We start from the raw sequence: 13651 nt of genomic DNA, 5'->3' as shown, positions 1-13651 counted from the left end.
GCATTTCCGCTTGTTTTCCGGATTTCTGCTTCTGCTCGAACAGAAACTAAATCTGAATTTGAGAAATATAATCAGGCGATATTTTCGCGGGGGCCGAACAATCGTACGCCCGCCGATCTCTATTGGAGATAACGGGTAATTTTATCGGGAGGGAAAGATGCGCATACGCAGGACAAACATCATACTGGCGGGATGCCTTGCCGTCTCCGCCTGCCAGTCCGGCCCGACGTCGCAGGCCGTCTCGGATCGTAATTCCGAATTCGGCTGCATCGCCGGAACCGTCGGCGGCGCGATTGTCGGTGGCTTGATCGGCAGCACGATCGGCGCCGGAACCGGGCAGGTGCTTGCTGTCGGCGCCGGCATAGGCGGCGGCGGCTTCGTGGGTAACCGCCTGGCTTGCCGATAATTGGGGAGGGATATCAAGCGATGAAAACTTTGGCTTTGGTGACCACATTCATACTGTGCCAATGCGTTGGGGCAGTGGCGCAACAACAGCAACAGCCCGGATCAATGTATCAGGGCCAGATGGATCGGCTTGACGCAAATACCAGCAAGACCGTCGACCGATCGGAATACGAGACCTTCATGGGCTCGGCTTTCGGAAGTCTCGACAAGAACAAGGACGGCAGCCTGCAGTCCGACGAGACGGTGCAGATCCTGACGGTCGAGCAATTCACTTTGACCGACGCGAACCATAACGGCCGGATCAGCCGAAGCGAATTCATGCAGCGGGTGATGGCGGATTTCGCGACAGCCGACCACGACCGGGACGGAAGCCTTCAGTGACGGAGACATGAAACCGAATGTGGCAATAAAGAAAAACCCGGCGATGTGCTTCGCCGGGTTTTTATACTTTAATCTGTCCGCGTTATACTTTTCGCATCAGTCGCATGACGAGCGATACGACGAACAGCACCAGGAAAATGAAGAACAGAACCTGGGCAATGGAAGCTGACGCCCCTGCGATGCCGCCAAATCCGAGGACGCCGGCAATCAAGGCCACGACGAGAAACACCAGAGCGTAGTAAAGCATCGCAATCTCCTTGTACGTTGCTGCGGAGATAACGGAGACGGCCGCATTTGGTTCCCGTCCATCTGATGGTCGGGACATGCGGCGTCGCATCGGCTCCCTTCAGCCGAAATGAAAGGCGCCGCTGTACGTCCGGTCGCCTTCATTCGGCTCGGGAGGTTCGGCTGCATCGAGATAGGCCTTGAGCGGCCCGGTCAGCACGAACCAGATGCTGGCTCCCAACATGAAACAGGCTCCCACCGGATCGTCGATGCGGGCGATGAACGGAAGGCAGGCCGATGCAAAGAGGACGATGATCCGCACCGACCACTCCGCCTCACGTTTGGCGATGGCGCGCGCTCTCAGCGACTTGTACTCCCGGGCGCCGTACCCGCCTTGCCCTGCCTTCACAGCCGAAAGCAGCTTTCGCGCAGACGGCAGCGCCAGCATGATCAGCGCGGCGACACTGAGCGCAAAAGGTTTGCCGGCCATAACCTGCCCGCTCGCGATCAGCAGAAAGGAGAGCACGACGAGATTCCATGTCGGCTCCAGCAGCTCCGGCGGTTGCCGCGTGCGGAGATGCCAACTCCGCAACAAACCCGCCGCGCCGTGCAGTAGCGGCTGATCGATATAACGATTGATCCAGTCCATGCCGATGCGCCCGTCCCCGATTGCATGAAGAGGCCTCCGAACACCACGGAATTTGGTCATCATCGTGGCAATAGCCGTCGAATCCGCTCTTCGCTTGGAAGAAGCGGCCCGTCCGTAAGGCCGATGACGGCAAAACTTAAATCGCACGAGGGGGGTTAGCGCAATTCGTGCGCGACCTCCCAGACATGGCCTGACGGATCCGCAAAGGCCGCGGTGCGGCGGCCCCATGGACGATCGATCGGACCATTGAGCAGCGCAACCCCGAGTTTCTGCAGCTCCGCGCAAACCGAATCGACGTCATCGACCTTGATCGTCAGCAGGATGCGTGCGCCCGAACCGGGGGCTGACACGGCGGATGGCTCGACCAGCTGAGGCGCCTGCGCTGCATCGAGCAAGTTGATCATCGTTCCCGAGAATTTCAGGACAGAGGATACCGCGTCTTCATAAACGACGTCGAGCGCAAAGACCTTTTGGTAGAACGCTTTGGCCTCGTCGATATCATCGACGAACAGGGTGACGACCTCGATCCGATCCAACAGCATGGGCATTATCTCCTCCGTTGCTTCGAGCGGCCAACCGATATCGCTGGCCTGCTCTCCGCTTGTCGATTCGACGCTGACGGTTTCGACATGCTGCGCAAAAAACCGTCAGCTTCGCAGGCCGGGCGCCTCGTGGCCGGTGCGCGCTACATATTCGGTGTAGCCGCCGCCATATTGGTGGACACCCTCGGGCGTCAGTTCCAGCACCCGGTTGGAGAGTGCTGCCAGGAAATGCCGATCGTGCGAAACGAACAGCATCGTGCCCTCATATTGCGACAGCGCCTTGATCAGCATCTCCTTGGTGTCGAGGTCGAGATGGTTCGTCGGTTCGTCGAGCACCAGCAGGTTCGGCGGGTCGAACAGCATGATCGCCATGACCAGCCGAGCCTTCTCGCCGCCTGACAGGACCCGGCACCGCTTCTCGACATCGTCGCCGGAGAAACCGAAGCATCCGGCCAGCGCGCGCAAAGGCCCCTGCCCGGCCTGGGGAAACTGGTCTTCCAGCATCTGGAAGACGGTCCGCTCGCCGTCGAGAATATCCATGGCGTGCTGGGCGAAATAACCCATCTTGACGCTGGCGCCCAGCGCAACGCTGCCCTGATCAGGCGCGGTCGAGCCCGTTACCAGCTTCAGCAGCGTCGACTTGCCGGCGCCGTTGATGCCCATGATGCACCAGCGCTCCCGGCGCCGCACGACGAAGTCGAACCCCTCATAGATGCTTCGGCTGCCGTATTTCTTGTGAACGTTCTTCAGGTTGACCACGTCTTCGCCGGAGCGCGGCGCCGGCTGGAACTCGAAGGAAACGATTTGGCGGCGCTTGGGCGGCTCCACCCGGTCGATCTTCTCCAGCTTCTTCACCCGGCTCTGCACCTGCGAGGCATGCGAGGCGCGCGCCTTGAACCGCTCGATGAACTTGATTTCCTTGGCGAGCATCGCCTGCTGGCGTTCGAACTGGGCCTGCTGCTGCTTCTCGTTCTGCGCCCGCTGCTGCTCGTAGAATTCATAGTCGCCGGAATAGGCCGTCAGCGTGCCCGCATCGATCTCGATGATCTTGGTGACGATGCGGTTCATGAACTCGCGGTCGTGCGAGGTCATCAGCAGCGCGCCCTCATAACCTTTCAGGAATTCCTCCAACCAGATCAGGCTTTCGAGATCCAGATGGTTGCTCGGTTCGTCGAGCAGCATGACATCGGGACGCATGAGGAGAATGCGGGCAAGCGCAACGCGCATCTTCCAGCCGCCCGACAGCGCACCGACATCGCCGTCCATCATCTCCTGGCTGAAGCTCAGCCCCGCGAGCACTTCGCGGGCGCGGCCTTCGAGCGCATAACCGTCCAGTTCCTCGTAACGCGCCTGCACCTCGCCGTAACGCTCGATGATCTCTTCCATGTTGTCGGCTTGTTCGGGATCGGCCATGGCCGCCTCCAGATCGCGCAATTCGCCGGCAACGATGCTGACCGGACCGGCGCCGTTCATCACCTCGGCGACGGCGCTGTGGCCGGCCATCTCGCCGACATCCTGGTTGAAATAGCCGATGGTGACGCCCCTCTCAACGGAGACCTGCCCCTCGTCGGGCTGGTCCTCGCCGTTGATCATCCGGAAGACCGTTGTCTTGCCGGCGCCGTTCGGACCAACAAGGCCGATCTTCTCGCCTCTGTTAAGAGCCGCGGATGCCTCGATGAAGAGGATACGGTGGCTGAGCTGCTTGCTGATATTTTCGATACGGATCATGATTTACGCGGCGCCTGGAGAAGGAGATTTTGGCGCGCTTATGCCATGCGGGGAAAGCGCAGGATAGCCCTGTTTCCCACCCTCTCGATCAAGAATATGATGCCGAAAAGCCTGAGCGGTTTTCGAACCACATCATGCTCACCTTCTTTAATTTGCAACAGGATTGGATAATATCGCGGCTCACACCAACGGGAACTCGCGCCAATGAGCGTTCGTCCGCCGCAGTCCTTCAGACCATCCGAGCAGAATAAAAACGGTTTCAACGTCCTCGAATACGAGCTGATGTCGGAACGCGCGGATTCGCTTGGACGTCACGGACTGAAGGTGGAGGCGACGCTTGCCGCCCTGAAGGCCTGGGCTCCCGATCGCCAGAGCGCTGAGGAACGCGAGAGGCTTCTCAATGAAGCATCAGACGCCGTCTGGGCATTCTTCATCCAGCGTGAGATCTGCGGCTTGCGGAACAACCGCGACGCCATCCAGCGTTACGGCATCCCCAACGAAGTAATCGCGAGATTGGGCGCAGTGCGAAAATAGCGCGGCGACGGCTGGTGTGGCAGCCGTCCAGCCTCGCTATTGGGTGGAAATCGCCGGGGCGGAACGGTATGGCTTGATGCGGAACCAATGCGAAAGGAAACGCGATGCCAATCTCAATTCGGATCGGGAATCAGGATCTCACCGTCGATGTCTCCTCCCTCGGCGCCGAGATGCAGTCGCTCACGTCAAGCGACGGGCGCTCTTGGTTATGGACCGGCGACGCAGCCTTCTGGACCGGGCGGTCACCGATCCTGTTTCCGATCGTCGGCAAGGCCCCGGATGACAAGGTAACGATCGACGGCACGCTTTATCCGATCGCCCAGCATGGTTTTGCCCGTCGCAGCGAATTCACCCTTGCGGCCTCCACCGAGACGATGTGCCGGTTCGAACTGGTCGCCTCGGATGCGACCCGGGCGGTGTATCCTTTCGATTTTCAGCTGGCCGTCGTGCATGCGGTGGAGGGTCACGCGTTGACTGTCACGGCGGAGGTTACCAATCGCGACCGGAAACCAATGCCCTTCGGTCTCGGCTTCCATTCGGCCTTCGCCTGGCCATTGCCCGGTACTTCCGGCCGCGACCACATCGTCACGCTCGACAATGAAGGCGAGCCGGCGCTTGTGCGGCTGGAAGGCGGCCTCATCAACCCTGCGGCCCTGCCCTCCCCGTTCAAAGCCGGCCGGCTGGTGCTCGATCATTCGATGTTCGAGCAGGATGCGATGATTTTCCCTGATGGTGCGGGCGAAGGGCTGGCTTATGGCGCCGAACACGGGCCGACCATGCAGTTCCATTTCGAAAACCTGCCCAACCTTGCGTTATGGACCAAACCGGGCGCGCCCTTCCTCTGCATCGAGCCCTGGCACGGAACGGCTGCGGAAGAGGGGAGCTCGAGCGAGCTTTCGAAAAGGCCGTCCACCACGATCCTGGCGCCGGGCGCGGTGGCGAGCTTCGTCTTCACGGTCGAAATTCCGCAATAGAAGACAGCGGAAAGCGCTCGCCGGGAAGTCGGGCGAGCGCCGATGTTTCATTTAATGAGCGCCAGCGCCACCGCCGGCCTGCGGCTTCTGGGTGAGCAGCAGGGCGACGGCTGCAATGGCAAGAACCACGCCGATGACGGCGAAGGTATCGGCAAAACCGAGGATGAGGGCCTGGCGTTTGACGACCTGGCCAAGCGCCACAACGGCCTTCTGGGCTGCGACGGCATGGTCGGAGACACCATGCTGCATGAAGTAGCCGGTCAATTGGTCGAGACGGGTGCGGACTTCGTCGCGGCCGAGCGTCACCGACTGGCCGATGATGTTCGAGTGAAACTGCTCGCGTTTGGTCAGCACGGTGCCGAGTGTTGCCGTGCCGACCGCGCCGCCGAGATTACGTAGCATGTTGGTCAGGCCCGAGGCGGCAGCCGCATCCGAAGGCGCGATGCCGGCAGTGGTGATGGCGGTGATCGGCGTCAGCACCAGCGCCTGGCCGATGGCGCGCACGATGTTCGGGATCCAGAACTGGTCGCCTGCGGTATCGGCTGACAAGGTGATGTTCATGAAGCAGCTGATCGCGAAGATCGAGATGCCGAGGAAGCCGATATAGCGCGCATCGAAGCGCTTCATCATCATCGGCACGAGCGGGATCAGAAGCAGCTGCGGCAGGCCGGTCCAGGCCAGCACGTTGCCGATCTGCTCGGCATTATAGCGCTGCACCTGGCCGAGATATTGCGGCAGGATATAGACGGTGCCGAAAAGGGCGACGCCGACCAGCACGTTGACGGCAACGCCGATGCCGAAATTGCGCTGCTTCAGCAGGCGCAGCTTGACCAGCGGCTTCTCCACCGTCAGCTCGATCCAGATGAAGGCGACGAGGAAGACGAAGGCGACGATACTGAGCTTGACGATGAAGGGCGAGGAGAACCAGTCCTCCTTGTTGCCTTCTTCGAGCACCGTCTGCAGCGCCGAGAGACCGATCGCCATGCTAAAGATCCCGACCCAGTCGCCTTCCCGAAGCAGGCCGAGGCGCATCGGCTGCTTGTCGAGCGTCAGGGCAAGGGCGACCGCCATGATGGCGCTCGGGATGGCGTTGATGAAGAAGATCGTCTGCCAGCCGTAGTTTTCGGTGAGGTAGCCGCCGATGGTCGGGCCGATCGCCGGCGCGAAGGTGACCGAAAGCGCGAAGGCCGCAAGGCCGAGCGGCTGCTGGTGCTTCGGCAGCTTGGTCAGCACCATGGTGAAGGCCATCGGGATCAGCACGCCGCCGGCAAAACCCTGCAGGCCGCGCAGCACGATCATCGTGCCGAGATCATGGGCGAAGGCACAGCCAATCGAAAACAGCGGAAACAGGACGGAATTGACGAGGATATAACGGCGGAACGAGAAGACATTGCTGAAATAGGCGGTCAGCGGAATGACGACGATCTCGCCGATGAGGTAGGAGGTGGAGATCCAGGCGCCGTTGTCGACGCCCGTTCCGATGCCGCCCTCGATGTCGAGCAGCGAGGCATTGGTGATCTGGATGTTGAGGATCGCCATGAAGGCGCCGATCATGCCGGCGAGAACGGCGATCCATTCCCTGGTGCTGGCGCCGGATTTCGGCTGCGGAGCGGCGATTGATGTTGCTGCGATGGTGGACATGACACGAACTCCTCGTCCCCCGGCCTAGCTACGGTCGTTCTTGGTATCGATACTCGGCTGGACGGACATGCCGGGTCGCAGGTCGCCATTGGCGGCGGCGTCGCCGTCGAGTACGATCCTGACCGGAATGCGCTGGACGACCTTGGTGAAGTTGCCGGTGGCGTTATCGGGCGGCAGCAGGGCAAATTCCTGGCCGCTTGCCGGAGCGAGGCTGTCGACATGGCCGTGATAGGTGCGGCCGGGGAACATATCGACCTCGATATCGACGGGCTGGCCGGCCTTGACGTCGGTGAGCTGGGTTTCTTTGTAGTTGGCGATGACATAGGCAGCCGTCGTCGGCACGACCGACATCAGCTGGGTGCCGGCCTGTACATATTGGCCGACGCGCAGCGTCCGGTTGCCGACGGTGCCGTCGACAGGCGCGGTGATCGTCGCATAGGAAAGGTTGAGCTCGGCCTGGTGCTGGACGGCCTCGCTGCGGGCAAGGGCTGCCTTTGCCTGGGCCAGTTCGGCGTTCAGCAGATCGACCTGCTTGACGGCGGCATCGAGCGAGGCGGTGTCGCGGACGATCGAGGCCTGGGCGGCAGCGATCTGCGAGGCGGCCTGCTGCGCCGTCTGGACCGGGGCATAACCGCTGGTGGCGAGGTTCGAATAACGCTTGTTGTTCTGCTCGGCAAAGGTCTCGTTGGCGCGGTCGACGTCGACGGTCGCGCGGGCCGCAGCGATGGTCGACTGCTGGATATCGAGCGAAGCCTGCTTGGCGTTGACGGTGGCCTCTGCTGCGGCGACATCGGCCTTGGCCTGATCGAGGGCCGCCTTGAAGTCGCGGTCGTCGATGCGGGCGAGCGGCTGGCCGGCCTTGACTGTCTCGTTGTCCATGACGAGTACCTCGGCGAGATAGCCTGAAACCTTGGGGGCGATGGTGCTGCTGTCGGCCTTCACATAGGCGTCGTCGGTCGAGATATGGAAGCGGCCGACCGTCCAGTAATCATGGCCGTAATAGGCGCCGGCGGCGATCATCACGAGTGCGGTGGCGCCGAGAAGCAGGGAGCGGCCACCGCGCTTGCGGGCGGGCTTTTCCTCGGCAACGGGGGCGGCAGCTTCGGTGACGCGCGGCGGCTTGCCGGCGTCCAAGCTTGCCGGGGCGGCTTCGGCGGTGGTTTCGACGGCTGTATTGTTGTTCAAGGCATGCAGCTTCTTGATGGTCATTGTCTCTCTCCGGATGACGGGTCGCCGTCTCTTGGGCTGCGGCCTCTGAATTCAAGTGAAATCCCATTTAGGAAACTTGATGTTTTCCAAAATATGCACTATAAAATGGATGTCAATGGGAATTTGGAAAATCATCATGGTCCAAAATCAACAAATTGAGAGAAGGCCGCGCGGAAGGCCGCAGTTGCGCTGTGACGACGACACGAGGAGCGTGATCATCGAGGCCGCGAACACCCAGTTTCACGAGAATGGCTACGCGGCGGCCAGCATCGCCACGATCGCCCAGGAGGCTGGTGTTTCCACAAAGACCCTCTACCGGCTGTTTCCGACCAAGGCCGATCTCTTCGCCAGCACGATCTCTGAGCGTATCGTCGGCTTCCTGCTAGCGCTCGATCCCCCGACGCTCGCCGTCGCCGATCTGAGAGATGGGCTGGAGCGCATGCTGATGGCTTACGGCATGCTGTCGCTTTCGGAAGATACGGTCACCATCATGCGCCTCGTCATCGGTGAGTCGGACCGCTTCCCTGAAATCGCCACCTCCTTCTACGAACAGGCGATCCTGCGCACCAATGCGCTGATGGAGGACTGGCTGCGCCGGCAGGTCGACCGCGGCCTCATTGCGCTCGAGGATCCGCATCTCGCCTGCGGCATGCTGCGCGGCATGATGGCCATGGAGCCGCAGCGCGCGGCGATCCTGCGCCAGGAACCGCCGCCGAAGATCGAGGCGATTGCGGCACGAGCAAAGATGTGCGCCGACCTTTTCCTGAAGGGCTGCGCGCTCTGAAGCATCGCTCAGGCTTCAGAGCGCAATGATTTTCCTTACGAGCGAGCCGGTGCGGGTGCAGGAAAAAGCTTGCCCCTGATGAGCAGCCAGATCGTCCCGATCGCGATCAGGGCGACGGCGACATTGGCAAGCAGGAACAGGAAGGGCGCAAGATCGGCAACGGCCCCGATATCACCGCGCCCGACCATGCGCAGTGCTGACGTCGACAGCGCCGTGACGCCGAAGGTGAAGGCCCAGTACGAAGCCCCGAAGGGTTGCTTCATGATCCAGGGCAGCAGGCGCAGCAGCAACAAGGCCTGGAGTACGGCGTAACCCAGCATGGCATGAACAAGCATATCCGGCGGGCCGGAGGTGGCGCTCAGATAAGCGAGGCTGCCGACGGCAGGCGGAGCAAGCTGGATGCCGAGCGTCGGGCGCAGTTGCTCGGCCATGACGGGGGAGGTCATCAGGCGATGGAGCAGCACGGATTCGATTGCGAGCGCGGAAAAGAAACCGGCACCGAAGGCAAGCTGCCCCCAATCCTGATAACCGAGAGCGCTGACGACCGTCGCCGCAACGAAGGAACCGGCGCCAAGCGGCAGATAAAGAACCGCCGTCGTCGCTGCAGGATCACGGCCGCCGCGCCAGAGAAGCCCGGTGCGCCAGAGGGCGAAGAACAGCGTAAAGGCGGCACCGATGGCGAAGAGAATTTCACTGACGATTCTCGTATAGGGCAGCAGGGCCAGAGCGACGAGCATGGTGGCAACGCCGGCAAGGCCGACGAAGCAGCATTGGACGGGATGCTCGACCTCCGCCATCGCCTCCTGTCCCGCCACGATCCACTTGGCCGCATAGAACAGGGTCACGACCAGCCAGATCGCCACGGCCAGCAAACTCAGCGCCTCCCCGACGCCTGTGGGCACCGGCCACATGGCCGCTGCGGCCCTCCAACTGCTGCCGAGGCCGGCAACGCCGAGCACGATACTGAAGAAGGAAGCCGGAACGCGCGGCAACCGCAAACCGGTACCGATGTTCCGTTCGGCAGATTGCATTGTCATGGTCTGGTCTCGCTCTGGTTCGGACCGGCAGGGCATAACGCCCTGCCCTCACATGGTTGGACGAACGACTAACTGGCAATGGTCTCGGCGGCGTCGAGTACGCGCGCCGAGTAGACGAGTGCTGCACCTGCATTGACCGAGATTGCGACGCCGAGGGCTTCGGCGATCTCCTGCCTGGTGGCGCCGAGCTTTTCGGCTTCGGTCGTGTGGACCACGATACAGCCATCGCAGCGCAGCGTCACGGCAACAGCAAGAGCAATCAGCTCACGCTGCTTGGCGTCGAGGTAATTGGTCTTCTGGCCGGCGGCGGACAGTGTCTGGTAGCCCTTCACCGTCTCCGGCGCGAGCTTGGCCATCTCACCGACCCGGCCGAAAAGCTCCGCGCGGTATTCCTTCCAGTTCAACATGGCAGTTTCCTTTATCTCCAGGCGATGGCGTCGTTGCCTCGTCTTTCCGAAAGGACTATGAACCCGCGAAGAGATCCTTTGAATGCTCTATTGGCTCAATTTCTAGCGCGAACGTCTCATGGATATGCTTAGCCGCCTGATCGACCTCTCCCGCCTTCAACCGGCGCTCGACACTCGCTGCCGGCTGGAAGGCGCCTTTCATATCGATCATGAAGCCACTGCCAGAGGCAGCGTGCCCTTTCATCTCGTTCTTGGAGGAAACTGCCGGATTCGCACGTCGGCCGGCCATGAGGTGTTCATGCAGTCCGGCGATTTCGTGCTTCTTCCGCGCGGCGCGGCCCACGCCATCATCGGCACGGAGGACGCTGGGCCGGCAACGCCGTTCAAGGTTACGCATGAGGGCATGCTGCCGCTGCGCGAAAACGCACCGGCGGAGACGGCGGATGTCGATCTGCTCTGCGGCCATTTCGATTGCGCCTGGGGCTCGTCGACACTGCTGCTCGATACACTGCCCGATGTCTTTCAGGCCTCCCTGATCGGCGCGCAGTCGGAGGAAACGCTGAAGATGCTGGTCTCGCTGCTGCGTGAGGAGACTTCGCAAGAGCAGCCGGGCGCCCGCACGATCGTCACGGCCATGTGCCTTGCGCTTTTCACCATGGCGCTCCGCTCGCGCGGCGCGGCTTCGCTCGGGACGCCGGGCGTGCTGCCGCTGCTGACCAATCCGCGGTTGGTGAAATCGGTGATGGCGGTGATGGCTGACCCCGCGCGTGACTGGACGATCGATGAACTGGCCGATCTCAGCGCCATGTCGCGGGCGACCTATGCGAGACAATTCAAGGAATCTGCGGCAATGACCGTCGGCACCTTCCTGAGGGATCTCAGGATGATGCTTGCAAGCGACCTGCTGTTGCGGACACGCCGCACAGTCGCGGATATCGCCGCCGAAGTCGGCTATGAATCAGAGGCCGCCTTTGGCAAGGCCTTCAAGGCGGGCAAGGGGCTGACGCCCGCCCGGTTCCGCCAGCAGTTTTCCTGACTGTCCCTGACGCTCGAAGGTCTCCTCAGTTCGGCGGCGCGCCCAGCGCATGCAGGATGCCGCGGAGTTCGGCGAGGCCGCGCATACGGCCGATGGCCGGGTAGCCCGGGGTGACGACCTTGTCGAGATCGTCGAGCATGCGGTGGCCATGGTCCGAGCGAAAGACGATGGTGTCTTCGGGAGCGCGGCGGCTGTCTTCGGCAACCAGCTCGCGAAGAACGGAGACCATGTCGACATCACCTTCCAGGTGGGCGCTTTCATGGAATGTCCGGCCGTCGCCCTCGCGCGTCGTGGCGCGCAGATGGGCGAAGTGGATGCGCGAGGCGAAGCGCTGGGCGATCGCAGATAGGTCGTTCTCGGCGCGTACGCCGAGGCTGCCGGTGCAGTAACACATGCCGTTCGCCGCCGACGGCACCGCATCGAAGAGAGCGGCATAGTCCTCGGCCGTCGAGGCGATGCGCGGCAAGCCGAATAGCGAACGCGGCGGATCGTCGGGATGCAGCGTCAGCTTGACGCCGCGCGCTTCGGCGGCGGGCGTGACGGCCTCGAGGAATTCGACCAGGTGCCTGCGCAGCCTTGCGGCATCAATACCGCTATAGGCAACCAGCTTATCCCGAAAGGCCGGAATGGTCAGAGGCTCAGTGGTCGACCCCGGCAGAGCGGAGGTGATGATGCGGGTGATGTCGGCGACCTCATCGTCGGTCATCGACTCGAAGACCACACGCGCCCTCTCGCGGTCCTCGGTGGAATAGTGCTGGGCCGCATCCGGCCGCTCCAGGATGAAGAGATCGAAGGCTGCGAAACGCTCGTGATCGAAACGCATGGCGGTGGCGCCTGTCGGCGTCACGTAATCGAGGTCGGTGCGGGTCCAGTCGACGACAGGCATGAAATTATAGCAGACGATCGGAATGCCGCAGGCAGCCACCGCTTCGAGGCTGGCGATCCACGCCTCGATTTCGGCCTTCGCCTCCCCGCCCTTGCGCTTGACGGCATCGGGGATCGGGATGCTCTCGACAACCGACCAGACGAGCGGCGAGCGGTCGCCGGGCGTCGCCTCGATCAGGGACTGGCGTTCGCGCACTTCCTTCTCCGTCCAGGCCCTGCCGATCGGCACCTGATGCAGCGACGAGACGATATTGGTCGCGCCCGTCTGGCGGACGTCATCCAGCGTCACCGGTGCTTCCGGTCCGAACCATCTCCAACCCTGTCGCATCTCTCTTCCTTCCGTGGTCTTTCGTTTCGTGTTGGCCTGCCGTCAGCAGAAATAATCGGGGTAACGCGCGCGCAACTCGTCGACATCGGGAATGACGGCGCTTAGGTGATGGATCATCGCGTTGCGCGCAGCCGCCGCATCATGAGCGGCGAGTGCATCGCGGATGATCATGTGTTCCTGCACTACGGTATCCATACGCCCGAGCACCGGCAACGTCAGCCGCCGTGCCCGGTCGATCTGCACCTTGACCGTTTTCAGAATTGCCCAAATGCCGGGATAACCTGATATCTGCGCAATCGCCTCGTGGAAGGCCTCATCCTGCTCATGGAAGCTCGAGGCATTGCCAGTCGCGGCATGGGCCTGCTGGCGGGCAATGATGGCGTCGAGACGGGCGATATCGGTGGCGGAGGCGGTCAGCGCCGCAGCCTCGACCGTCGTGCCTTCAAGCGCCTTGCGCACGACGACTGCCTCAGGGATCGCCGAGACCGGCACCCGCGACACGACGGTGCCCGATTGTGGGTAGATATCGACCAGTCCGCCTTCGCAAAGCCGGAGCAGCGCCTCGCGCACCGGCGTGCGGCTGACGCCGAAATCATCGGCGATCCGCTTTTCCTGCAGCAGCATACCGGGCGGCATCCGAAGCGACACGATGTCTGCATAGAGGCGATCGTAGATGGCGCCGGCTGTGGTGATCCGGCGCAGCCTGCCCCCGACCTCCCGCAATGCCGGGGCGCCCAAAACTTCGGTTTCTGATGCTTGCCGCATGGATATACCGAGACGCTGAAATTCCGTGGCATACTAGTATATCAGTTTTATCGCCGTGCCAAGACATGCCTCTCAAGGTTCCGCGCTTCGCGAATTGAGCAAGTCGACCCGTGTGCCGTAG

General features: G+C 62.1%; 16 protein-coding genes. 6 read left to right on the top strand and 10 right to left on the bottom strand.

Annotation, left to right across the window (positions count from 1 at the left end; translation table 11 throughout):
- Positions 1–157 precede the first annotated feature (157 nt).
- Positions 158–406 (top strand): YMGG-like glycine zipper-containing protein, encoded by a 249-nt coding sequence (locus AC245Y_RS31740; RefSeq protein WP_012759902.1) that lies wholly within the window; start codon positions 158–160, stop codon positions 404–406.
- 20 nt (positions 407–426) lie between these two features.
- Positions 427–786, top strand: coding sequence for an EF-hand domain-containing protein (locus tag AC245Y_RS31735; protein WP_017997076.1), 360 nt, complete (start codon positions 427–429; stop codon positions 784–786).
- 82 nt (positions 787–868) lie between these two features.
- On the opposite strand, the gene AC245Y_RS31730 is transcribed toward AC245Y_RS31735, so the two are convergent.
- The 4 genes from AC245Y_RS31730 to AC245Y_RS31715 form a co-directional block, all read right to left on the bottom strand.
- The gene (locus AC245Y_RS31730; RefSeq protein WP_003549551.1) at positions 869–1033 is read right to left on the bottom strand and encodes a DUF1328 domain-containing protein; all 165 of its coding nucleotides are present in this window, start codon (positions 1031–1033) and stop codon (positions 869–871) included.
- 99 nt (positions 1034–1132) lie between these two features.
- Positions 1133–1723 (bottom strand): hypothetical protein, encoded by a 591-nt coding sequence (locus tag AC245Y_RS31725; protein WP_012759904.1) that lies wholly within the window; start codon positions 1721–1723, stop codon positions 1133–1135.
- A gap of 92 nt (positions 1724–1815) precedes the next feature.
- Complete coding sequence (locus AC245Y_RS31720; protein ID WP_017997075.1) at positions 1816–2208, bottom strand: VOC family protein; 393 nt, start codon at positions 2206–2208, stop codon at positions 1816–1818.
- A gap of 99 nt (positions 2209–2307) precedes the next feature.
- Positions 2308–3930, bottom strand: a complete 1623-nt coding sequence (locus AC245Y_RS31715) for an ABC-F family ATP-binding cassette domain-containing protein (RefSeq protein ID WP_017997074.1) — start codon at positions 3928–3930, stop codon at positions 2308–2310.
- Positions 3931–4134: 204 nt separating this feature from the next.
- Here AC245Y_RS31715 and AC245Y_RS31710 point away from each other — a divergent pair, with 204 nt between their 5' ends.
- A complete protein-coding gene (locus AC245Y_RS31710) occupies positions 4135–4464 on the top strand; it encodes a DUF6665 family protein (protein ID WP_012759907.1) in 330 nt (109 codons plus the stop codon).
- Between the two features lie 104 nt (positions 4465–4568).
- Positions 4569–5438, top strand: a complete 870-nt coding sequence (locus AC245Y_RS31705; protein ID WP_017997073.1) for an aldose 1-epimerase family protein — start codon at positions 4569–4571, stop codon at positions 5436–5438.
- Positions 5439–5489: 51 nt separating this feature from the next.
- Here AC245Y_RS31705 and AC245Y_RS31700 read toward each other — a convergent pair whose 3' ends face one another.
- Entirely contained in the window at positions 5490–7079 is a 1590-nt protein-coding gene (locus tag AC245Y_RS31700; protein WP_017997072.1) for a DHA2 family efflux MFS transporter permease subunit, read from the bottom strand.
- Between the two features lie 24 nt (positions 7080–7103).
- The gene (locus tag AC245Y_RS31695) at positions 7104–8288 is read right to left on the bottom strand and encodes an HlyD family secretion protein (RefSeq protein ID WP_017997071.1); all 1185 of its coding nucleotides are present in this window, start codon (positions 8286–8288) and stop codon (positions 7104–7106) included.
- A gap of 136 nt (positions 8289–8424) precedes the next feature.
- Here AC245Y_RS31695 and AC245Y_RS31690 point away from each other — a divergent pair, with 136 nt between their 5' ends.
- Entirely contained in the window at positions 8425–9072 is a 648-nt protein-coding gene (locus AC245Y_RS31690) for a TetR/AcrR family transcriptional regulator (RefSeq protein ID WP_017997070.1), read from the top strand.
- Between the two features lie 35 nt (positions 9073–9107).
- On the opposite strand, the gene tehA is transcribed toward AC245Y_RS31690, so the two are convergent.
- A complete protein-coding gene (gene tehA, locus AC245Y_RS31685; RefSeq protein ID WP_017997069.1) occupies positions 9108–10109 on the bottom strand; it encodes a dicarboxylate transporter/tellurite-resistance protein TehA in 1002 nt (333 codons plus the stop codon).
- Between the two features lie 68 nt (positions 10110–10177).
- A complete protein-coding gene (locus AC245Y_RS31680; protein WP_017997068.1) occupies positions 10178–10516 on the bottom strand; it encodes a carboxymuconolactone decarboxylase family protein in 339 nt (112 codons plus the stop codon).
- A gap of 118 nt (positions 10517–10634) precedes the next feature.
- Between AC245Y_RS31680 and AC245Y_RS31675 the strand changes: the two genes are divergently transcribed.
- Positions 10635–11552 carry an AraC family transcriptional regulator gene (locus AC245Y_RS31675; protein ID WP_026157683.1) on the top strand — a complete coding sequence of 306 codons (918 nt, stop codon included), beginning with the start codon at positions 10635–10637 and terminating at the stop codon, positions 11550–11552.
- Positions 11553–11577: 25 nt separating this feature from the next.
- Here the strand turns inward: AC245Y_RS31675 and uxuA are convergent, their stop codons facing one another.
- Entirely contained in the window at positions 11578–12765 is a 1188-nt protein-coding gene (gene uxuA / locus AC245Y_RS31670; RefSeq protein WP_017997065.1) for a mannonate dehydratase, read from the bottom strand.
- Positions 12766–12807: 42 nt separating this feature from the next.
- Positions 12808–13530: a GntR family transcriptional regulator gene (locus AC245Y_RS31665; protein WP_017997064.1), complete on the bottom strand. Its 723-nt coding sequence runs from the start codon at positions 13528–13530 to the stop codon at positions 12808–12810.
- Positions 13531–13651 lie beyond the last annotated feature (121 nt).

The sequence above is a fragment of the Rhizobium sp. SRDI943 genome (assembly GCF_057653695.1).
This window is presented reverse-complemented; position numbering and strand designations above follow the sequence as displayed.